This window comes from Agrobacterium sp. RAC06 (assembly GCF_001713475.1).
GTDB lineage: Bacteria > Pseudomonadota > Alphaproteobacteria > Rhizobiales > Rhizobiaceae > Allorhizobium.
In genome coordinates, this window is record NZ_CP016499.1 from 460,523 (window position 1) to 480,942 (window position 20,420).

The following is a 20,420-nucleotide window of genomic DNA, read 5'->3' on the forward strand; positions in this document are numbered from 1 at the left end:
AACCTGCTGCGAATCGTCCTGTCGCCGTCAATTGATCAGCGGCGTCAGCTTCATTCCGGCATTGAGAAAACGCATGGGATCGACAGGGTCGCCATTGCGCCGGACCTCGTAGTGCAGATGCGGGCCGGTCGACCGTCCCGTCGAGCCTGCCAGGCCGAGAATCTGCCCGGTTTCGACAGTGTCGCCCTCGCTCACCAGAATGCGGGACATGTGCCCGTAACGGGTGGAGAGGCCGAGGCCGTGATCGATTTCGACCATGTTGCCATAGCCGCCCGAAAAGCTTGCGGTGACGATCTTGCCTGCCCCGGTGGAGCGGATTTCCGTGCCCGTCGGAGCGCGGAAATCGATGCCGGCATGCATGGCAAGTCCGCCGAAGAAGGGATCCGGACGGTTGCCGAATCGGCTGGTGATTTCCCTGCCAGGGGCGGGGTTTGCAAAGGGCAGGCGCTTGGCTGTGTCGCGAACCGTTTCCAGCCGCGTGAGGGCGACATCCAGCGCATTCAGCGAAGCGTTGAAATCGCGGTCTGACTGCGGCGCCAGATAAGGGCCACCGACGGCGTCGGTTGCCGGCAGTGCAGCCTGTTCGTCGATCGGCACGCCCTGACGCCTGAGGATCGCGGCAATCTCGTCGGCGGTCTGCGAGGCGCCGTTCGCCAGTTCCTCGATTCGTTGCAGCTGTTCGGCCTCGATCTCCTTCAGCGACAGCGTCATGTTCGAAAAGAGGCGGTCGGCGCGATCGGCGACATTTTCGCCGGTCATCGGCACGTAACCAAGCGCGAGTGCCGGCCTATGCGGGACCTCAGTCTTGGGTTCTGGTGCTGTTTCGCCGAGCAGGGCGGCGAAGGCCTGTGTGCCCGTTGAGAAGGAAGCCTGATCCTTGCCATCGACCACTGGCTTCTCGGCGGGCAGGGGGCCATCCGTCGGCAAAGCGTCAGGCTCACTCCCCGTCTGCAGAAGCGCGTCGATCCGGCCATGGCGGGAGGTGAGAGCCATCTGCTGCTCGAGCAGTTTCTCGACCTTTTCCTCGACCACCTGCTGGTCGAGCAATTGGCGCGAGGTGACACGGTCTACCTGGGCGCGCAGTGCTGCGATCCGGTCTTCATATTCATGCTGCATGCGCGCCTGGCGCGCCATGGTGGCGCCAATCAGGTTGTCGCGCAGGACGAGGTAGGTCGTGGCGCCGAGGTAGCCGATCGCCATGGTGCCGAGAAAACAGACTGTGAGCGCCACCATCCAGGGACGGATCGTCATGTGCCGGATGCGGTCGCCGCTCGCCAAGATGACGATATGCTGCTCCCTGCGCTTTCCGAAGACCTGGCTGTTCGAACCCGTCGTCACGCTGTCCCCCAATAAAGTCGGGCGCGCCTCGCGTAGCGTCATGCCCGATATCGGCGAGTCGCCTGTCCGATCCGCCGTTAGCAATTACGCATAATTAGGGTTAATGAAGCGTTAGGCGCTTGGAATTGCGTGTCAAGCCGACGAGTTGTTCTTGGAGGACAGCGACCGGTAGAAGGATGGCGTCAGGCCCGCTTCGGCGCGTGCGACATCGTTGAAAGGCGCCTTCAGCTGGCCGCGGAAATTGGCGCGCACCAGGTCCTGAAACGCCCGTGCGGGGTCACGCTTTTCGCGGGCGCAAAGGAAGCGGAACCACTTTGCGCCGACGGCCACATGGCCTTTTTCGTCTTCGTAGATGACCTTCAGCACGTCGGCGCTTTCGAGATCGCCCGTTTCGCGCATCTTGTCCTGCAGCGACGGCGTAACATCGAGGCCGCGGGCTTCGAGGATGAGCGGCACCACCGCAAGGCGGGCCGTGAGGTCGTTCTTCGTCGAGTGCGCCGCCTGCCAGAGCCCGTCATGGGCGGGCATGTCGCCATAATCTGCACCGAGCGCCCGCATGCGGTCGCGCACCAGCCGGAAATGCTTGGCCTCCTCATAGGCCACCTTCATCCAGCCGTCGAAGAAGGATTGCGGCACCGGTTCGGTGGCAAAGCGGGCGACGATGTCGAGCGCGAGGTCAACGGCATTGAGCTCGATATGGGCGAGCGCATGCAAAAGGGCGACGCGGCCGGGCAGGGTGTGCAGCGAGCGTTTCCCGACCGCCTTTGGCGGCACGAGCTCGGGTTTTGCCGGGCGGCCCGGCCGATCGGGAAGCGGCGGATCGAGCGGCGAGCGCAGCGACAGGCGGCGCTCATGCCAGCGCATCGCTGCGGTTTGTGCGAGCGCCGTCTTCTCGTCGAGGTCGGCGCTCAGGATTGCGAGGGTGGCAGCGCCGCGAAGGGAATGGAATGCCGTCTCGGGCTGCGTCCTCTCCAGCATGTCAAAGCGCCTGCGCGGCCTTCAACACGGCCTCTGCATGGCCGGGGACCTTCACCTTGCGCCAGACGTCGGCTACCTTGCCGGACTTGTCGATCAGGAAGGTCGAGCGTTCCACGCCCATATAGGTCTTGCCGTACATGCTCTTTTCCTTCCAGACGCCATAGGCTTCCAGTGCCTTGTGCTCCTCGTCAGCGGCCAGCACCACCGAAAGGTTGTGTTTGGCGGCAAACTTGTCATGGCTCTTCACCGAATCAGGCGACACACCGATGACGGTCGCGCCGAGCTTTGCGAACTCCTCGGTCAGACCCGAGAAGTCGACCGCTTCGGTCGTGCAGCCGCTGGTGTCGTCCTTCGGGTAGAAATAGAGAATCACCGGCTTTCCGGCGAAATCGGAAAGAGAAACGGTGCCGCCGCCATTGCGGGGCAGGGAGAAATCGGGGGCCATGTCCCCGGCAGTCAAATCCGTCATGGGATAACCTTTCTTTTGCCCGTTTTGTGGGTGAATGTGGGCGCCTTCGATATATAGTCCGCTCCGCAGTCGTCCAGAGCGACTTGTTAGCGGCATCGATCGACGGAGACAATCACCAGGATATGTCGGAGATCCGGGGCGAAAAGCTACGGTTTCGCAAGCGGGACATTGTGCCGCTGCATGCTCTTCCGTCTGCCCAGGCCGAGGATCCCCTCATCGTGCATTGTCCGCCGCCGAAGCGATCGTTGTTTCGGCGCCTGTTGCGGGTGCTGGCCGGCTTCGCGGGGCTCTGGGTCGTCGTGTTCTTTGCGGTCTATGCCGTGGTCGAAAGCGGCACCCTCGATGCCGCCCTTGCGCAACGAGCGCAGGCCGTCCTGAACAATGCCCTCGGACCGCAGTTCACCGCCAAAATCGGCGGCACGGAAGTGCGCTTCTCCAACGGTATGGAATTGTCCGTCGAGGCGCGGGACGTCACTTTACACGAACAGGCCGGCGGCGAGCGGGTCGCCCTGACGAATTCGGTCCGATTCATCCTTGAGCCCTTGGCGCTTCTCGGCGGTCGGTTCTCCATACGCGAGATCGTCAGCGAGGGCATCGATCTCGATGCGACGGTGCTGCCGAAGGGTGAGCGTCTCGACATCTCGGATTGGCGGATCGATCATATTCCGGCCCGGTTGGCAGATGCCTTTGCCGAACTCGACCGGCTGCAGGGTTTCATTGCCCGCGGCGGTCTCGACCGCATGCGCCTTGCCGGACTGGAGATCGCCTCCACGAGTACCAGTGGGCGGCCGATGACGCTTGCGATCGACGACATCGTGCTGGAGCGCGGCGATGACGGTTCCCTTTCGATCTTCGGCGCGGTTGCAGTCAACGGGCAACAAACGGAACTGACGGCGCTGACCACGAATGTCGACGGCCGTGCCGAATCGCTGACGATGCGGGTTGCCGATGTGCGGCTGACCCCGTTCCTGCTGCGGCGTTCCAGCACGGGCGAAGCGCGCCAGGGCATCGACGGCTCGGCCGAATTGCTGCTGAATGCTCGGCGCGAGGCGCCGGATCAGGATGCCAGCGTCTCGCTCGGCATCAACATGCAGAAAGCCGGCTTCTACTCCGACGGCCAACGCCAGGAGATCACCGACGCTCGTCTCAGGCTTTCCTACGACTTTGCCAAGGATACGATAGAACTTGCCGATTCGACTGCCCGATTCGACCAAACCATCTTTCCGCTCTCCGGCGGCCTGATCGATCTCGATCGGCTGCCGGAAGGCAGTAGTTTCGGCAAGGGTTTCGGCATCGACCTTGTGGTCACCGATGGCCGAGCAAATGTGCCGCGCGCCGGCGAAGCACCGTTTCCCTTCTTCCTGAAGGGCTATGGTCGCTACCTGGTCGAAGAGAACCGCCTGCAACTCGACACGCTTGACGTTTCCACGCCGTCGGGCAACATGCGCGGCAAGCTTCAGGTGGGCTTCGGTGGAACGGGGCCGGAGATCCGGTTCAACGCCGTGGTCGAGAACATGCGCACCACCGTGGTGAAGCAGTTGTGGCCCTACTGGATTGCCTCCAAGCCGCGCGAATGGGTTCTCGGAAACCTCTATGGCGGCCTGATCCCCAAGGGGACGATCGACGTCTTCATTCCGCAGAACCGCCTGTCGATCGACCCGAAGCCGGTGCGGCTTGATGCCGACGAACTGAAGATCGGTTTCGATCTGGAAGACGCGCGCCTTAACCTGACCGGCGAACTGCCGCCGCTTCGCGACGTCTACGGCCGCTTCGACATGGTGGGCGAGCGGGTGGATGTCGCCATCCGCTCGGCCGGTTCCTTCTTCCCGTCGGGCCGCATGGTCAAGCTGGAGAGCGGTCGTCTGGTGCTGCAGGACGCCTATGAGAAACCTCTGATGGCGGATATCGATCTCGATATCGCAGGCGCTGCGGATGCCGTGGCCGAACTCGTTTCCTTCAAGCCTATCGAAGCGCTGAAGGTCGTCGACTTCCAGCCCTCGGACTTCTCGGGCAAGGTTCGCGGGCAGGCGAAGATCCGGCTCGGTCTGGTGCCGGATCAGTCGCCGCCCGATCCGAGCTGGACGGCTGAAGTCGCGCTCAACGATGTGGATGTGGCCAAACCCTTCGACGGGCGTCAGATCGCCGATGTCACCGGATCCCTGTCTGTCGATCGCGACAAGGCCATGCTCGATGCATCAGCGAAGATCGACGACGTCCCGATGGAGGTGAAGCTCACCGAACCGGTGCGTCGCGGCGATGGTGCCGTAGCCCGCGAACAGGTCGTAACGGCGACACTTGACAATTCAGCCCGCGAAAAGCTCGCGCCGGGGCTCGGCGAGATCGTCAACGGGGCGATCAAGCTGGAGCTGCGCCGGCTCGACGACACGACACAGGCCGTGTCCGTCGATCTCCGATCCGCGACGCTGACCATTCCCTGGGTGGGTTGGTCGAAGGGGCAAGGCATTGGCGCGACCGCCAAGTTCGAGTTGACCAAAGACGGAAAGCTGTCGGTGATCCGCAAGTTCGCTCTGGATGGTGAGGGCTTTGGCGCCTCCGGCGACATGAGCATTGATGATACCGGGCTTGTTGCGGCCAATCTGTCGCGCGTCCGCCTGTCGCCGGAAGACGAGGTGGCGCTGACCGTCCGTCTCAGCAAGGGCGTCTATTCGGTTGTGGCCAATGGCCGCGCCTTCGACGCTCGCTCTCTGATCTCCACCCTGCAGCGTCCCTCCACTGACGGCGACACCAAGGCTGCGCGGACTTCGCTCAGGATCGAAGGACGCTTCGACCGCGTGGTCGGCTTCAGCGGCGAGCAGTTGTCGGGTGTTTCGATCATCTATGGAGCGAGCAAGGGCCGGGTCAGTGCCGTCGACTTTTCCGGTGTGACAAGCAGCGGTCAGGCATTGGTCGCCAAACTGCGTCAGCCCGAAGCAATGAGAGAGCTCTCCGTCACCACCAGCGATGCCGGTGCCGTCCTGCGCTTTATCGACACGTACAAACGGCTGGGCGGCGGTCTTGCCAACCTGCGCCTGACGGAAACGCGCGACGGCGCCTGGAGCGGCAATCTCGATCTGCGCAACTTCCAGGTCGAGAACGAAGAGCGGCTTCAGACGATCGTCTCCGCGCCGACCGGTGCCGGCGGACGCAGTCTCAACAATGCCGTCCGCAGCGATATCGATGTGAGATCTGCCCGATTCCAGCGCGCTTTTGCCCGGCTTGCGCTGGTCGGCGGTACGCTCAGCGTCGAAAACGGTATCGTGCGCGGCGAGCAGGTGGGCGCGACCTTCCAGGGGATCGTCCGCGATCAGGCCGGACGGATCGACCTCACCGGCACCTTCATGCCGGCCTATGGGCTCAATCGACTGTTCGCCGAACTGCCGGTGATTGGTGCCATCCTCGGCAATGGGCGCGACCGCGGCCTGCTCGGCATCACCTTCAAGTTGACCGGGCCGACGATGAAGCCGAATCTGGTGATCAACCCGCTGTCGATCATCGCGCCGGGTGTTTTCCGCCAGATCTTCGAGTTCCGCTGAGCCGCAAGCTGTTCAGTCGCGTTCGAGCATCACGACGGGCATGGCGAGGCGTCGTGCTGCAAGGATCTTGGCATAGCCGGCGGGACCACCAGAATTGCGGCAGACGAGATGCGTGACGCCATGTGCCGTCAAGAGGTCGGCCTCGCGGTCGGGATCGTTTGCCGGTTTGCCAAGGACGAGGCTGTAATCCGCGAAGGCGAGTGGCGTTTCCGGCGGATCGACCATGCGGATCACGAATCGGCAGTCGTCCCGCCCGACGAAAACGTCGAGATATTGTCGGCCAAGCGCGAGGAAGACCGTTGCGTGCAATGGCAATGCCTCGGCCGCCGCCTCGAGTGTGGCTACGCTCCTCCAGCGGTCACCCGGCTGTTTCTGCCAGCGAGGGCGCAGCCGCTGTTCGAGAGGCACGCCTGAGATCGCCGCAGCCTTGATCGCATTCTCGCTGATCCGCCGCGCGAAGGGATGGGTGGCGTCGATCATCCGGTCGAATCCCTCCGTCTTCAAATAGACCGCCAGACCTTCCGGCCCTCCGAATCCTCCGATGCGCACTGCGCCCGCAGGCAGGATTGGGTCAACCGTTCGCCCCGCCAGCGAGGTGGTGACAAGATGGCCTTCGACCACGAGCCTTTCCGCCAGAAGACGGGCCTCGGCCGTGCCGCCAAGGATCAGGATTTTCTGCGGCGCATCCTCCGGTTCAGCTCGCATGGGCGATGATCGCTCCCTTGCGATCGGTGACGATGATGTCCACCACAACGCCACTGTCGCGCAGCACTCCCTCGGCCGTGCGTTTCGCCGCCTCGGCCACAGATGCGGCGATTGCGATCCCTTCTTGTGTCATGATCTCAAGTACTTCCATCGCGGTATTCGCGTTTTCGACGGCACTGCGAGCAGAATCTTTGAGGATATGACTGCAAGGCATTGAAAGAAAAAATTTATTATCGATTTGGCTGCGTGAGGAATGCAGGTCGAGAGCCCCCTGGGCCAGTTTCGTCATCTTGGCAAAGCCGCCAGCGATCGTCAGCTTGGGGACTGGGTGGGCACGCAGGTATTTCAGCAATCCGCCGGCGAAGTCGCCCATGTCGATCAGGGCGCCGTCCGGCAGGTTGTGAAAGATCTGGGCCGCTTTTTCCGATGTCGAACCGGTCGCGCCGAGCAGATGGGTCAGGCCTTCGGCGCGGGCGACGTCGATGCCGCGGTGGATCGAATGAATCCAGGCAGCGCACGAGAAGGGATGCACGATGCCCGTCGTGCCAAGAATTGAGATCCCACCGAGAATGCCGAGCCGAGGGTTCCAGGTGCTTTCTGCGATCTGTGCGCCGCCGGGAATGGAGATCGTCACCTCGAGATCCGGCGCGATCCCATATGCTGCAGCAATCGCTTCGATCTCCGCCGTCATCATGGCGCGGGGTACCGGATTGATCGCCGGTTCTCCAACGGCAATCGGCAGGCCCGCTTTGGTGACGGTGCCGACCCCGTCGCCAGCCACAAAGCGGATGCCGCTTCCGGGAGGTAGGCGGGTCACTGTCGCGATTACGGTGGCGCCATGGGTCACATCCGGATCATCACCGGCATCCTTGACGATGCCCGCATAGGCGCTCTCGCCGTCGAAACCTTCGCGTGCGAGGGCGAAGGCCGGCGTTTCGCCTTTCGGCAGTGTGATCGAGACGGGGTCTGGAAAGTTGCGCGTCAGAAGAGCCGTGAATGCCGCCTTGGTTGCCGCCGTCGCACAGGCTCCCGTCGTCCAACCATTGCGCAAGGGGGTGCCTTCCGGCTTTTCAAGCCGGTGGCCCTCGGCACCATTTCTTCCAGCCTGTTTCTCGACGTCACTCATGGCTCGCTTATAGGCGAGCCGGCGGTCTTGAGGAAGGCGTATGGGCGAAGGTTTGGGGCGGAAAGAGCCATGGCGGAATTGCAATTTTGCCGCACGAGGCCTAGACCATGACCATGAGTGACACGATGCGTCTAGCCCTGCCCATGAGCCTGCCGGCCCTCGAGCCCGGCCATGTGTGGCTGGCCGGCGCCGGCCCCGGGGATCCGGGCCTCTTGACGCTGCTGGCGGCCAAGGCGCTGTCGGAAGCCGATGTCATCGTGCACGACGCTCTGGTGAACGACGACTGCCTGAAACTCGCGCGCAGTGGCGCCATTCTCGAATATGCAGGCAAACGCGGTGGGAAGCCGTCGGCCAAGCAGCGAGATATATCGTTGCGTCTTGTCGAACTCGCAAAGGCCGGCCACCGCGTGCTCAGGCTGAAAGGCGGCGATCCCTTCGTTTTTGGACGGGGCGGCGAAGAGGCGCTAACGCTCATCGAATATGGTGTGCCCTTCCGCATCGTTCCGGGCATCACGGCGGGGATCGGCGGGCTTGCCTATGCCGGGATCCCGGTAACCCACCGCGAAGTCAACCATGCCGTGACATTCCTGACCGGCCATGATTCCTCCGGCGTCGTGCCCGATCGAATCGACTGGGCCGCCATCGGTCGCGGCTCACCCGTCATCGTCATGTATATGGCGATGAAACACATGGGCCAGATCGCTGCCAATCTGATGGCCGCCGGACGCCGGGCAGACGAGGCCGTGGCCTTCGTCTGCAATGCCGCGACCCCGGAACAGACCGTGCTCGAAACCACACTCGGACGCGCCGAAGCGGACATGCTTGCCGCGGGGATCGAACCGCCGGCGATCGTTGTCATCGGTGAGGTCGTGCGTCTGAGGCCTTCGCTCGACTGGCTGGGCGCCCTTTCGGGCCGCAAGCTTCTGCCCGATCCCTTTGCCGTGGAGCGGAAAGACACGGCATGAGCGGATTGCTGATCGCCGCGCCGGCTTCCGGTTCGGGCAAGACAGTGGTGACGCTCGGCTTGATGCGGGCGTTGAAGCGTCGCGGTCTAGTGGTCGCGCCCGGCAAGGCCGGTCCGGACTATATTGATCCCGCCTTTCACACGGCTGCGAGTGGTACACCCTGCTTCAACTTCGATCCCTGGGCCATGCGCCCGTCGTTTCTCCACGCACAGGCCGCTCAGACATCACCTTATGCCTTGCTGGTCATCGAGGCGATGATGGGGCTCTTCGATGGCGCGGCCGACGGGAGGGGAAGTGCAGGGGATCTCTCGAGCCTTCTGTCCCTGCCTGTTATGCTGGTTGTCGATTGCGCTCGTACATCGCAATCCGTCGCGGCTGTCGCAACGGGCTTTGCCCGATTTCGCGCTGACGTGCGGGTCGCCGGCGTCCTCCTCAACCGCGTCGGCAGCGACCGCCATGAAGCCATGTTGCGCGCCGCCATGGCAAAGACCGAGGTGCCGGTGCTGGGTTGCCTTAGGAGTGACCCGCAGCTTTCCCTGCCGGAGCGGCATCTCGGTCTGGTGCAGGCCGGCGAACATGCTGCTCTCGAGAGCTTCATCGAGCGAGCGGCCGATGCGATCGATGCGGGGATCGATATTGGCGCACTGCTTTCCATCGCCCAGGCTGCGCCTCGCAGAGAAGGCGCGCCGGTGCGCGGCATCGCCCCGCTCGGTCAGCACATCGCCGTCGCCCGCGATCTCGCCTTCGCCTTTTCCTATCCGCATCTCCTGGACGGCTGGCGGCGGCAAGGCGCGACACTCTCCTTCTTTTCGCCGCTCGCCGACGAGGGGCCATCGCCAGATGCCGATGCGATCCACCTGCCGGGTGGTTATCCCGAATTGCATGCCGGGAGATTGGCCACTGCTGACGGCTTCCGCTCGTCAATGATGGGAGCGGCGGACCGGGGAGCGCGGATCTATGGGGAATGCGGCGGCTATATGGTTCTGGGCGATGGGCTCGTCGACGCTGACGGCCATCGCCACCCCATGCTCGGCCTCTTGCCGCTGGTGACGAGCTATGCGGTCCGCAAACGTCATCTGGGTTATCGGCGGTTGAGATCGCTCGCGCCCGATCTGTTTGCCGGCAGCTATACCGGCCACGAATTCCACTATTCCACGGTTGTTGCGGAAGGGGCGGCGGACCGCCTGTTCGAGGCAGAGGACGCTCTCGGCGAACCGCTCGGTGCCGTCGGGCTTAGGCGCGGGTCTGTTGCGGGGTCTTACATGCACCTCATCGACATTGCAGGAGCGGGCGCATGAGCGGGCCGATTCAGCATGGAGGCGGTCTCGCCGCTGCTTCTGCCCTCTATGGAGGGCGCATTGAAGACTGGGTCGACCTGTCGACCGGCATCAACCCCTGTCCGCCTGATCTGCCCGAGATCCCGATGCGGGCCTGGCATCGCTTGCCCGACCAGGAACGGGAGACGGCGTCACGGCACGCGGCTCAGCGCTTCTATCGCTCGCGCGATCGGCTGCCACTTCCGGTGCCGGGGACGCAATCGGTCATCCAGTTGCTGCCGCGCCTGGTGCCATCAGGTGCCCGGGTTGCAGTGGTCTCGCCAACCTATGGCGAATATGCGCGCGCCTTCACGCTTGCCGGGCTTGCCGTGGATGCTATCAGTGATCTCAATGAGATCAGCAAGGCGCATGGTCTTGTCGTGGTGGTCAATCCGAACAATCCGGACGGACGGCTCCACACACCGACCGAGCTTCGAGCGCTGGCCGGTGATCTCGCAGATCGGGGCGGGATGCTTGTGGTCGACGAGGCCTTCGGTGACATGCTGCCCGACCAGAGCCTTGCCGGCGATGACAGTGCTAACCTGATCGTCTTCCGCTCCTTCGGAAAATTCTTCGGCCTTGCCGGCATTCGCCTCGGATTTGTCATCGCCGCCGACGAAGTCGCAGCGCAATTTTCCGAATGGCTTGGACCTTGGGCCGTGTCCGGCCCGGCGCTCGTGCTTGCCGAGCGTTTGATGTCTTCCGATACCAGCCTCATTGCCCAGCAGATCCGAAGCCGCGCGCTTGCACTTCAGGAGATTCTGTCCGAAGCCGGCTTCACAGTCAGCGGTGGCACCGAGCTTTTCCAACTGGTCGAAGATGCGAGAGTCGGCGAATTGTACCGGCATCTCTGCAGCCGCCAGATCCTGACGCGCAAGTTCGACTACCGACCGGACTGGCTGCGTTTCGGCCTTGCACCCGACGAGGCGGGCGATACGCGTCTCCGCGAGGCGCTCAGAACATTCCGGAGTTCGTCAGCATGAACCATCTGCTGCTCCTTCTTGCAGCCATCGTTCTCGACCGGGTCGTCGGCGATCCGCCATGGCTCTGGCAACGTGTGCCGCATCCGGTGGTGATCTTCGGCAAAGCGATCGATCTCTTCGAAAAGCGCCTGAACAGGACAAGTTTCACAGCCGAAGGTCGACGCTTGAATGGCGTCTTCACGATCGTGGCGTTGCTCGCCGCCTCGGCGGCCGTCGGCATGCTGCTTTCTGCCCTGTTCGGTAAACTCGGCCTTCTCGGCATCATCCTCGAAATGATCGTCGTGGCCGTCTTCCTTGCCCAGAAGAGCCTTGGCGATCATGTCCAAGCGGTGGCCGACGGTCTCTTGCGTGATGGTCTCGAGGGAGGTCGGCAAGCGGTTGCGATGATCGTCGGACGCGATCCGAAGACTCTCGACGAGGCCGGCGTTTCGCGCGCGGCGATCGAAAGCCTGTCCGAAAACTTTGCCGATGGTGTCGTTGCGCCGGCTTTCTGGTACGCGATTGCCGGCCTTCCCGGCATCCTCGCCTACAAGATGCTGAACACGGCTGATTCGATGATCGGCCACAAGAATGAGCGCTTCCTGCAATTCGGCTGGGCCTCCGCCAGGCTCGATGATCTCGCGAACTGGCCGGCTGCGCGGCTATCCGCCGGGTTCATCGCCCTGGCTACAGTCTTGAAACGCGGGGCAGGGGCCGGCCGTCGCTCGTTATCTGCGGCCCTGCGCGATAGTGGATTGCACCGCTCGCCGAATTCCGGCTGGCCGGAAGCTGCGATGGCGGGTGCACTCGATCTGCAGCTCGCCGGTCCGCGCGTCTACGGCGGCACCAGAGTGAGCGAGCCGATGATGCATGCATCCGGCCGCAGCGATGCCGGGCCTGCTGATATCCTTGCGGGAATCGGTGTTTTCTACGCAGCCTGCGGCGTCATGGCGGCATTAATCGCCCTGATATGGGCGATCTCGAAAATCATCTGACGTTTCGAGCTTAAATTGGCTGGCGGTGTGCCCCGGCTTCGCCTCTGACAGCACAACTGATCAGTCGATACCGGCTGCGTCGCGCAAGCGATCGAGCTTCGGCACGATGACGTGGCGGTTGTTCTCGATGACGATGATGCCATCCTTGCGCAGTTTGGTCATCTGGCGGCTGACGGTTTCGATGGTCAGCCCGAGGAAGTCGGCGATATCGGCACGCGACAGCGGCAGATCGAAGGTCTGTGTGCCCTCGCTTTCGGGGTCAATGTGAGTCGCGATCAGATAGAGGAAGCTCGCCACTTTCTCCTGGGCTGTCTTGCGGCCCAGCGTCAGCATCCAGTCGCGGGCCTCGTCCAGTTCCTTCAACGACTGGGAATGGAGCTTGCGCTCCATGTCGGGCACTTCGCCAACCATGCGGTCTACGATGTTGCGTGGGAAGGTGCAGATTTCCGTATCCGTTGCGGCTTCCGCCGTGATCGTGCTTTCGCCAAGGAACGGGCGGCCAAGGAAGTCGGGTGCAAATTGCAGGCCGACGATCTGCTGGCGGCCATCCGCCATCATCTTCGACAGCTTGATGACGCCCTTGAGGATGTTGCTGTAGCTTCCGACCTGTTCGCCCTGGCCGATAACCTCGTTACCGGCGTCGACCCGGCGGCGGATCGAATGCTTGTTCAGTTCGGTCAGTTGGGCGGAGGTCAGGACTGAGCACAGGCCGCCATGGCGCGCGTCGCAGGATCGACAAACGGCAGGAGCCTCACATTCCGGAAAATGTTTTCTGAAAGTGTCCATGGTCGTGCCATCCAATCAGACCGTCTCTGGACGCCATGCGTCCCTCGGTCAGTGCCCAATTCGGGCTTCTGAGTTTCAATAAACTCTACGTGAGAAATGTATCAGTAAATTGATCGATGTCAAAGGCCGGGACAAGAGACGGCGCTATCTTTGATCGCAGCTCGACACGTCTCAAGGCAGCGCAAAACCATGCAAAATTCCCTTCTGGCCAAATATTCCGGCGCTGTCCCTCGTTACACCAGCTATCCCACGGCGCCACATTTTCACGAAGGCATCGACTGCGGCAAATATGCGCAGTGGCTGCAGGCGATCACTGGACAGGAGCGCATCTCGCTCTACATCCACGTCCCCTATTGTGACCGGCTCTGTTGGTTCTGTGCCTGCCACACCAAGCATACGCTGAAATACGAGCCGATTGCGATCTATCTGGAATCGTTGAAAAAGGAGATTGCGGCCGTCGGCGCGCTGGTCAGTCGCGACGCTGCCGTGACGGCGGTTCATTTCGGTGGGGGGTCTCCCACGATGGTCCGGCCCGACGACATGATCGACCTGATGGCAGCACTCCGCTCGGCCTTCACCTTCGCCGAGGATGTCGAGATCAGCGTCGAGATGGATCCGAACGACCTCGATGAGCCGCGTTACGATGCACTCGCCGCCATCGGCATGACGCGCGCCAGTCTCGGCGTTCAGGACTTCCACCCTGAGGTGCAGAAGGCGATCAACCGTATCCAGACCTTTGAACACACGAAGTCGGTGGTCGAGGCTGTCCGCGCGCGCGGCGTGCATTCCGTCAATTGCGACATCCTCTATGGTCTTCCGCACCAGACCGAGGCGACTGTCGCCGAAACGGTGAAGGACATCCTTTCCCTTGCCCCCGATCGGATCGCGCTCTTCGGTTATGCGCATGTGCCGTGGATGAAGAAGCACCAGACGATGATCAAGGACGAGATTCTACCCGGGCTTGATGAGCGTTTCGCGCAGATGAACCTTGCCGCCTCGATGCTGGTTGCCGCCGGTTACGAGCCTATCGGCATCGACCATTTCGCGCTGCCCGACGACCGGATGGCGATTGCAGCGCGGGAAGGGCGGCTGCGGCGAAATTTTCAGGGCTATACCGACGATGCCGCCGAAGCGCTGATCGGGCTGGGCGCCTCCTCGATCGGTCAGTTGCCACAGGGCTATGTCCAGAACATGCCGGCGACCGGCGAGTATCAGCGCATGGCCGACGCCGGCGGACTGGCAGCCGTGCGCGGCATCGAGGTCAGCGAAGACGACAGGCTGCGGCGTCGGGTGATCGAGGAAATCATGTGCCGCTTCGCCATGTCCTTCTCGGAACTGCGGCAGGAGTTCGGTGATGCGGTCGATGCGATCGCAGCCGAGGCGAAGAGCTTTGCGCTATCCAACCAGGATCGAATCTGCCTCATCGAGGGTGATCGTTTCGTCATCACGGATGCCGGCCGGCCCTTCGCCCGGACGATTGCTGCCGTCTTCGACAGCTATCTCGCCAATGGAAAGGGACGCCATTCGATTGCTGTTTAAGCAACACTTCGGCTCCAAATTTCGCTGTCGCACAAAACCACCATTGGCATTTGACCGTGTTTTCCTTATGTGGAACCCAGAATTTAAGACACATGAGGTACTGGCGTGACCGCTACATTCGACAAAGTTGCCGACATCATTGCTGAGACCAGCGAAATCGACCGCGAGACGATTACGCCGGAAAGCCACACGATCGATGACCTTGGCATCGACAGCCTCGACTTCCTCGACATCGTCTTTGCGATCGACAAGGAATTCGGCATCAAGATCCCGCTCGAGCAGTGGACGCAGGAAGTCAACGAAGGCAAGGTTTCTACCGAAGAGTACTTCGTGCTGAAGAACCTCTGCGCCAAGATCGACGAACTTCGCGCCGCCAAGGGCTGACCCGCCCCCAAAGGAGCGGACATCGTCATGCTGCTTGAATATTTCCAGATGATTGACAAGGTCGAGAGCGTTGATCTCGGCCTTGGTCGTTTGAAGGCCACGTCGACCGTGCCGATGGAAAGCCCTGTCTTCGAAGGGCATTTCCCCGGTATGCCGCTGGTTCCTGGCGTGCTTTTGATTGAGACCATGGCGCAGGCCTCCGGCATGCTGTTGCTTGCCGTCAAGGACTTCGAAGCCATGCCTTTCCTGATGTCGGTCGATGGCGCGAAGATGCGTACCTTCGTCGAGCCCGGCGCCGTCCTCGATATCGAGGCGGAACTCGAGCATGACGGTTCGGGCTTTGCCGTCACCAAGGCGAAGATCACGAGCGGTGGCAAGAAGGTCTGCGACGCCCAGCTGAAGCTCCGCACCATGCCGTTCTCCGAGGTGCCGCTCGCGCCGATCGTGCGCAAACGCGCCGAAGAGGTTGGCCTGATGGCCGCGATGGCGGCCCAAGGCTGACACGCTTTCGGCCGCAAGGGCGCAATTCCTATTGACCTTGGGGCCTTATTCGGGAAAACCCGCATTTTACGTCGGTGAGCCTGCCGGCGAGAGGATTGCATATGGTCAAACAACCGAATGATGTGGTGATCACCGGCGTCGGGATCGTCACCTGCCACGGCACCGGCAAGGACGCGCATCTCGCGCTGCTCTCCGCAAAGACCGCACCTGAACCGGTGCTCGAGACCGAAAAGTTCGCGCCTTACGTCGTGCACAAGCTGCCCGAGATCGACTGGTCGCAGCAGATCGCCAAGCGTGGCGACCAGCGCCAGATGGAAAACTGGCAGCGCCTCGGCGTCTTTGCAGCTGGCCTCGCGCTCGACGACGCCGGCATGAAGGATGACGCAGACGCCTGCGGCACCATGGACCTGATCGTCGCCGCCGGCGGTGGCGAGCGTGACATCGCGGTCGACAGCCTGATCGTCGACGAGGCTTTGCAGCGCAACGACCGCGAAAAATTCCTGATCGAGAAACTGAAGACCGAGCTTCGTCCGACACTGTTCCTGGCGCAGCTTTCCAACCTGCTCGCCGGCAATATCTCGATCGTGCACAAGGTCACCGGTTCCTCGCGCACCTTCATGGGTGAAGAAGCGGCCGGTATCTCGGCGATCGCAACCGCATTTGCCCGCATCAAGGCCGGCCAGTCGACGCATACGCTGGTCGGTGGCGCCTTTGTTTCCGAGCGCCCCGACATCCTGCTTCTGGTCGAAGGTATCCGCGCCCATCAGACCGGACCTTGGCAGCCGCTCTGGTCGCGCGATGGTTCCTCGGGCGGTGGCATGATTCTCGGCACGGTCGGCGCCTTCCTGGTGCTGGAATCGCGTGAACATGCCGAAGCCCGTGGCGCGCATATCTATGCCGTGCTCGACGCTGTCGAAGGTGATCGCGGCAATCGCGATGAGGGCAAGCTCGAAGCGCGTCTGGGCCGCATGGTGCCGGAGGCCGAATCGCTGTCCGCTGCGGACACCGTCGTGTTCTCGGGTGCGTCCGGCCTCGCCGATCTTACGCAACGGGAGAAGGCTCACCTTGCGGAACGTTTCGCCGGCATGCCGGTGCGTGGCTATGCCGGTTCGATCGGCCATTCGGTCGAGGCGCAGTTCCCGGCAGGCCTTGCGCTCGCGGCGCTTGCCATCGACGCTGGCGCCAAGGTGCCTGCCTTCGACGCTGCGAACGAAGCGGCTCATGCCGGTCCTGCCAAACATGCCATCATCTCCACCGTCGGCTATGTGCGGGGCGAAGGCCTCGCCGTGCTCTCGGCGAATGCGTGAGGAACTAGATCCATGACCGACAGCCGTTTCAAGGATCATCTCGGCCGCCCGATCATCGCCGTCACTGGCATGGGCGTCATCACCTCGCTCGGCCAGGGGCTTTCCGACAACTGGTCGAAGCTGACGTCGGGACTATCCGGCATCCACTACATCAAGCGCTTCGACACCGAGGGCATGTCGACCCGAATCGGTGGCACGGTCGATTTCATCGCCGTGCCCGCCAACAATGCCGTCGAGCGCTCCTATGCGCTGGCTCGCGAAACGACCATCGAGGCTCTGGCCCAGGCCGGCATCAATGGCGACTTCAACGGTCCGCTATTCCTGGCCGCACCACCAGTCGAGCCGGAATGGCATGACCGCTTTGCGCTGGCCGAACGGGCTCCGGCCTCGACCCAGCCGGGCGACGCCTATGTCCGCTTTCTCGCGGCAATGCGCGAAAAGCCCGATCCGGTCTTCCTCGAAGCCGTGCAGTTCGGCTCGATCTCAGAGCGTCTTTCCGACAAGTTCGGCACGCGCGGTCTTCCGGTGACGCTGTCAACGGCCTGCGCCTCGGGTGCCACCGCCATCCAGCTCGGCGTCGAAGCAATCCGCCAGGGCCGCACGGAGCGTGCGCTGACGGTTGCGACCGACGGCTCGATCAGCCCGGAAGCCGTGATCCGCTTCTCGCTGCTCTCGGCGCTTTCCACCCAGAACGATCCGCCGGAAAAGGCATCCAAGCCGTTCAGCAAGGAACGCGACGGCTTCGTCATCGCCGAGGGCGCGGCAACGCTCGTCTTGGAATCCCTGGAATCGGCCATTGCCCGCGGCGCCAAGGTGCTCGGCATCATCAAGGGCTGCGGCGAGAAGGCGGATCATTTCCACCGCACACGCTCCTCGCCGGACGGCGGTCCTGCGATCGCGACGATCAAGGCAGCGCTTGTCGATGCAGGCCTGTCAGAGAATGCTATTGGCTACATCAACGCTCACGGCACATCGACGCCTGAGAACGACAAAATGGAATATGGCGCCATGCTGTCGGTCTTCGGCGACCAGTTGAAGGATGCTATTCCGGCTTCGTCGAACAAGTCGATGATCGGCCACACGCTGACGGCCGCCGGCGCGGTCGAGGCGGTGTTCTCGATCCAGACCATGCTGACCGGCACGGTGCCGCCAACCATCAACTACACGAACCCCGATCCCTCGATCGTGCTCGACGTGGTGCCGAACGTGAAGCGGGAGGCCTCGGTTTCGGCTGTGCTCTCCAACTCCTTCGGTTTCGGTGGTCAGAACGCCAGCCTTGTCATGACGCGGGAACCGGTCTAAGGCCTGCGCCAACAATTCGGGACGTCATCCTCGGCCTTCGAGCCGGGGATCCACGCACCTCGCAAGAACAACGAAGGTCGGCAGATGCCAGGGAGTAACCCCTGGTATGACGGTGAAAGCGTGACGGCGCCTCATCCGCATCCGCCCCATAGGCCCTGAAGGAAACATGTCATGCGCGCATTGCAACTCGTCGAAGACCGCAAGCTTGAAATCGTCGACCTGCCGGAGCCGGATGCTCCGGGTCCAGGTGAGGTTACGCTGCGCGTCAAGGCCGTCGCGCTGAACCATATCGACGTCTGGGGCTGGCGCGGGATGGCGTTCGCCAAGCGCAAGATGCCGCTTGTCATCGGTGCGGAAGCCTCCGGTGTCGTCGAGGCGATCGGTCCAGGCGTCGGCAATATCCTGCCTGGCCAGCTCGCCGCCGTCTATGGCGCGCGCACCTGCGGTCTCTGCAAGCCCTGCCGCGAAGGCCGTGACAATCTTTGCGAAAACGTCTCGGGGGTGCATGGCTTTCATCTCGACGGCTTTGCCCAGGAAAAGATCAACCTGCCGGCCCGCCTGCTCGTTCCGGCCCCTCCGGGCGTCGATGCGGTTGCCGCGGCTCTGGCCCCGGTCACCTTCGGCACCGTCGAGCACATGCTCTTCGACAATGCCAAGCTCCAGCCGGGTGAAACCATCCTCATCCATGCCGGCGGTTCCGGTATCGGCACGGCTGCCATCCAGCTTGCCAAGAAGATCGGCTGCACTGTGATCACCACCGTCGGTTCCGACGACAAGATCGAGCCGGCCAAGGCGCTCGGTGCCGATCACGTCATCAACTATCGCACCGACCGCTTCGAAGGCATGGTCCGCAAGATCACCAAGAAGAAGGGCGTCGATGTCGTCTTCGAACATGTCGGCAAGGACACGTTTGCAGCCTCGATGTTCTGCCTGAAGCGCGGTGGCCGCCTTGTCACCTGCGGCTCCACCTCTGGTGTCTCGACCGAAGTGAACCTGATGATGCTTTTCCAGCAGCAGCTCAAGCTCTTCGGCTCCTTCGGCTGCCGCATGGAAAACATGGCGGATGCCATGCAGAAGATGGCGCGCGGCCTCGTGCACCCCGTCATCGACACGCAGGTCTCTTTCGACGATATCGACAAGGCCCTTGCCCGCATGGAAGGCCGCCAGGTCTTTGGCAAGATCATCCTGAAGATGGACTGACCGCGTGCGGATGCTCGTCACCCGCATCGTTCTGGCGCTGCGCAAGTTCTATCAGTGGTCAGTCGCCCAGGCGGCCTTCGGCTTCCTGACGGCATTGAAGATCCTGCCGGCGGATGCCGCGATCAACTTTGCCGACCGGCTGATGCGCTGGGTCGGGCCGAAGACGAAGCGCCACCGGCTGATGCAGGTGAACCTGCGCAATGCGTTTCCCGAGAAGTCGGATGCCGAACGGGAGGAGATCGCGCTGGCGAGCTGGGGCCATATGGGCCGGCTTGCCGCCGAATATGTCTTCCTCGACCGTCTGTTCGACTTCGATCCGGAAAAGCCAGGCGAGGGCAGGGTAGAGGTGTCGGGCGTCGAGCAGTTTCTCGACCTGCGCGACAATCCGCGTCCCTTCATCGTCTTTACCGGCCATACCGCCAATTTCGAACTGCTGCCGGTCGCGGGTGCCGCGTTCGGGCTTTACGTAACCGTCCTCTTCCGGCCGCCGAACAACCCCTACATCGCCGAGAAGGTCTTCGAGTTCCGCCGCAAGCGCATGGGCAAGCTTGTGCCGTCGCATGCGGGGTCCTCCTTCGCACTGGCCCGGCAGCTGGAGCAGGGGGGTGGCGTCGGCGTGCTCGTCGACCAGAAGTTCTGGAAGGGCGTCGAGACCCAGTTCTTCGGCCAGCCGGTCAAGACCAATCCGCTGCTCGCCAAGCTGACGCGTCAGTTCGACTGTGAAGTCTATCCGGCGCGTTGCATCCGCCTGCCCGGCAATCGTTTTCGTCTGGAGATCGAGCCGCGCATCTCGGTGCCGCGCAACGAGCGGGGCCAGGTGGACGTGAACGCCACCGCCCAGCTGCTCAACGACAAGGTCGAGGCCTGGGTTCGGGAATATCCGGAGCAGTGGCTCTGGTATCACGATCGCTGGGCGATCAAGGACAAGATCTGACGGTCTCTGCTTCAGGCTCGTCTGAAGGATAAATCGGAATGTGCGCGGAGCGTCGCGGCCGGTCGCCATGCGCATTATCG

18 protein-coding genes are annotated in these 20,420 nt (G+C 62.7%); 12 read left to right on the forward strand and 6 right to left on the reverse strand.

The genetic code is table 11. The annotated features are described in order from the left end of the window. Positions 1 to 27: 27 nt before the first annotated feature. The 3 genes from BSY240_RS02175 to bcp all read right to left on the reverse strand — a co-directional run bounded on the left by BSY240_RS02175 (position 28) and on the right by bcp (position 2,785). Positions 28 to 1,338 (reverse strand): peptidoglycan DD-metalloendopeptidase family protein, encoded by a 1,311-nt coding sequence (locus tag BSY240_RS02175; RefSeq protein WP_054149787.1) that lies wholly within the window; start codon positions 1,336 to 1,338, stop codon positions 28 to 30. A 132-nt stretch (positions 1,339 to 1,470) separates the two neighbouring features. Further along, positions 1,471 to 2,316, reverse strand: a complete 846-nt coding sequence (locus BSY240_RS02180) for a ferritin-like domain-containing protein (protein ID WP_069041264.1) — start codon at positions 2,314 to 2,316, stop codon at positions 1,471 to 1,473. A 1-nt stretch (position 2,317) separates the two neighbouring features. Beyond that, positions 2,318 to 2,785: a thioredoxin-dependent thiol peroxidase gene (gene bcp, locus BSY240_RS02185; RefSeq protein WP_069041265.1), complete on the reverse strand. Its 468-nt coding sequence runs from the start codon at positions 2,783 to 2,785 to the stop codon at positions 2,318 to 2,320. Positions 2,786 to 2,907: 122 nt separating this feature from the next. On the opposite strand from bcp, the gene BSY240_RS02190 reads away from it, so the two are divergent. Next, positions 2,908 to 6,318, forward strand: a complete 3,411-nt coding sequence (locus BSY240_RS02190) for a YhdP family protein (RefSeq protein ID WP_069041266.1) — start codon at positions 2,908 to 2,910, stop codon at positions 6,316 to 6,318. A 12-nt stretch (positions 6,319 to 6,330) separates the two neighbouring features. On the opposite strand, the gene BSY240_RS02195 is transcribed toward BSY240_RS02190, so the two are convergent. Both BSY240_RS02195 and BSY240_RS02200 read right to left on the reverse strand, forming a co-directional pair. Then, complete coding sequence (locus tag BSY240_RS02195; protein ID WP_069041267.1) at positions 6,331 to 7,023, reverse strand: cobalt-precorrin-6A reductase; 693 nt, start codon at positions 7,021 to 7,023, stop codon at positions 6,331 to 6,333. Beyond that, positions 7,013 to 8,149 carry a cobalt-precorrin-5B (C(1))-methyltransferase gene (locus BSY240_RS02200; protein ID WP_069041268.1) on the reverse strand — a complete coding sequence of 379 codons (1,137 nt, stop codon included), beginning with the start codon at positions 8,147 to 8,149 and terminating at the stop codon, positions 7,013 to 7,015. Before BSY240_RS02200 ends, BSY240_RS02195 begins: the two co-directional genes overlap by 11 nt. 107 nt (positions 8,150 to 8,256) lie before the next feature. Here BSY240_RS02200 and cobA point away from each other — a divergent pair, with 107 nt between their 5' ends. Genes cobA through cbiB form a run of 4 tightly spaced genes read left to right on the forward strand, consistent with a single transcriptional unit; the run spans position 8,257 to position 12,387 of the window. Next, positions 8,257 to 9,114, forward strand: coding sequence for a uroporphyrinogen-III C-methyltransferase (cobA, locus tag BSY240_RS02205; RefSeq protein WP_171901542.1), 858 nt, complete (start codon positions 8,257 to 8,259; stop codon positions 9,112 to 9,114). Continuing rightward, entirely contained in the window at positions 9,111 to 10,412 is a 1,302-nt protein-coding gene (locus BSY240_RS02210) for a cobyrinate a,c-diamide synthase (RefSeq protein WP_069041269.1), read from the forward strand. The genes cobA and BSY240_RS02210 overlap by 4 nt, the downstream gene beginning before the upstream one ends. Beyond that, entirely contained in the window at positions 10,409 to 11,413 is a 1,005-nt protein-coding gene (gene cobD / locus BSY240_RS02215) for a threonine-phosphate decarboxylase CobD (RefSeq protein ID WP_069041270.1), read from the forward strand. Before BSY240_RS02210 ends, cobD begins: the two co-directional genes overlap by 4 nt. Beyond that, the gene (gene cbiB / locus BSY240_RS02220; RefSeq protein WP_069041271.1) at positions 11,410 to 12,387 is read left to right on the forward strand and encodes an adenosylcobinamide-phosphate synthase CbiB; all 978 of its coding nucleotides are present in this window, start codon (positions 11,410 to 11,412) and stop codon (positions 12,385 to 12,387) included. Before cobD ends, cbiB begins: the two co-directional genes overlap by 4 nt. 60 nt (positions 12,388 to 12,447) lie before the next feature. Here the strand turns inward: cbiB and BSY240_RS02225 are convergent, their stop codons facing one another. After that, a complete protein-coding gene (locus tag BSY240_RS02225; protein ID WP_054149719.1) occupies positions 12,448 to 13,173 on the reverse strand; it encodes a Crp/Fnr family transcriptional regulator in 726 nt (241 codons plus the stop codon). 189 nt (positions 13,174 to 13,362) lie between these two features. Between BSY240_RS02225 and hemN the strand changes: the two genes are divergently transcribed. From hemN to BSY240_RS02260, 7 genes are all read left to right on the forward strand, one after another. Beyond that, entirely contained in the window at positions 13,363 to 14,712 is a 1,350-nt protein-coding gene (hemN, locus tag BSY240_RS02230; RefSeq protein ID WP_069041272.1) for an oxygen-independent coproporphyrinogen III oxidase, read from the forward strand. Between the two features lie 105 nt (positions 14,713 to 14,817). After that, positions 14,818 to 15,096 carry an acyl carrier protein gene (locus tag BSY240_RS02235; RefSeq protein ID WP_003502893.1) on the forward strand — a complete coding sequence of 93 codons (279 nt, stop codon included), beginning with the start codon at positions 14,818 to 14,820 and terminating at the stop codon, positions 15,094 to 15,096. A gap of 27 nt (positions 15,097 to 15,123) precedes the next feature. Then, the gene (locus tag BSY240_RS02240) at positions 15,124 to 15,597 is read left to right on the forward strand and encodes a 3-hydroxyacyl-ACP dehydratase FabZ family protein (protein WP_054149717.1); all 474 of its coding nucleotides are present in this window, start codon (positions 15,124 to 15,126) and stop codon (positions 15,595 to 15,597) included. A 101-nt stretch (positions 15,598 to 15,698) separates the two neighbouring features. After that, a complete protein-coding gene (locus BSY240_RS02245; RefSeq protein ID WP_069041273.1) occupies positions 15,699 to 16,904 on the forward strand; it encodes a beta-ketoacyl-ACP synthase in 1,206 nt (401 codons plus the stop codon). A 12-nt stretch (positions 16,905 to 16,916) separates the two neighbouring features. Then, the gene (locus BSY240_RS02250) at positions 16,917 to 18,206 is read left to right on the forward strand and encodes a beta-ketoacyl-ACP synthase (RefSeq protein WP_069041274.1); all 1,290 of its coding nucleotides are present in this window, start codon (positions 16,917 to 16,919) and stop codon (positions 18,204 to 18,206) included. A 171-nt stretch (positions 18,207 to 18,377) separates the two neighbouring features. Next, positions 18,378 to 19,406 (forward strand): zinc-binding dehydrogenase, encoded by a 1,029-nt coding sequence (locus BSY240_RS02255; RefSeq protein WP_006726181.1) that lies wholly within the window; start codon positions 18,378 to 18,380, stop codon positions 19,404 to 19,406. A 10-nt stretch (positions 19,407 to 19,416) separates the two neighbouring features. Continuing rightward, the gene (locus BSY240_RS02260; RefSeq protein WP_377278502.1) at positions 19,417 to 20,340 is read left to right on the forward strand and encodes a lipid A biosynthesis lauroyl acyltransferase; all 924 of its coding nucleotides are present in this window, start codon (positions 19,417 to 19,419) and stop codon (positions 20,338 to 20,340) included. The last annotated feature ends 80 nt before the right edge of the window (positions 20,341 to 20,420 follow it).

Bases quoted from the DNA above. Each gene is read 5' to 3' on its own strand.
- BSY240_RS02225 (WP_054149719.1), bottom strand. From the start codon at position 13,173: ATGGACACTTTCAGAAAACATTTTCCGGAATGTGAGGCTCCTGCCGTT.
- BSY240_RS02240 (WP_054149717.1), top strand. From the start codon at position 15,124: ATGCTGCTTGAATATTTCCAGATGATTGACAAGGTCGAGAGCGTTGAT.
- BSY240_RS02190 (WP_069041266.1), top strand. From the start codon at position 2,908: ATGTCGGAGATCCGGGGCGAAAAGCTACGGTTTCGCAAGCGGGACATT.
- cbiB (WP_069041271.1), top strand. From the start codon at position 11,410: ATGAACCATCTGCTGCTCCTTCTTGCAGCCATCGTTCTCGACCGGGTC.
- bcp (WP_069041265.1), bottom strand. From the start codon at position 2,785: ATGACGGATTTGACTGCCGGGGACATGGCCCCCGATTTCTCCCTGCCC.
- BSY240_RS02245 (WP_069041273.1), top strand. From the start codon at position 15,699: ATGGTCAAACAACCGAATGATGTGGTGATCACCGGCGTCGGGATCGTC.
- BSY240_RS02210 (WP_069041269.1), top strand. From the start codon at position 9,111: ATGAGCGGATTGCTGATCGCCGCGCCGGCTTCCGGTTCGGGCAAGACA.
- BSY240_RS02195 (WP_069041267.1), bottom strand. From the start codon at position 7,023: ATGCGAGCTGAACCGGAGGATGCGCCGCAGAAAATCCTGATCCTTGGC.
- BSY240_RS02255 (WP_006726181.1), top strand. From the start codon at position 18,378: ATGCGCGCATTGCAACTCGTCGAAGACCGCAAGCTTGAAATCGTCGAC.
- BSY240_RS02250 (WP_069041274.1), top strand. From the start codon at position 16,917: ATGACCGACAGCCGTTTCAAGGATCATCTCGGCCGCCCGATCATCGCC.
- cobA (WP_171901542.1), top strand. From the start codon at position 8,257: ATGACCATGAGTGACACGATGCGTCTAGCCCTGCCCATGAGCCTGCCG.
- BSY240_RS02260 (WP_377278502.1), top strand. From the start codon at position 19,417: ATGCTCGTCACCCGCATCGTTCTGGCGCTGCGCAAGTTCTATCAGTGG.
- hemN (WP_069041272.1), top strand. From the start codon at position 13,363: ATGCAAAATTCCCTTCTGGCCAAATATTCCGGCGCTGTCCCTCGTTAC.
- cobD (WP_069041270.1), top strand. From the start codon at position 10,409: ATGAGCGGGCCGATTCAGCATGGAGGCGGTCTCGCCGCTGCTTCTGCC.
- BSY240_RS02200 (WP_069041268.1), bottom strand. From the start codon at position 8,149: ATGAGTGACGTCGAGAAACAGGCTGGAAGAAATGGTGCCGAGGGCCAC.
- BSY240_RS02180 (WP_069041264.1), bottom strand. From the start codon at position 2,316: ATGCTGGAGAGGACGCAGCCCGAGACGGCATTCCATTCCCTTCGCGGC.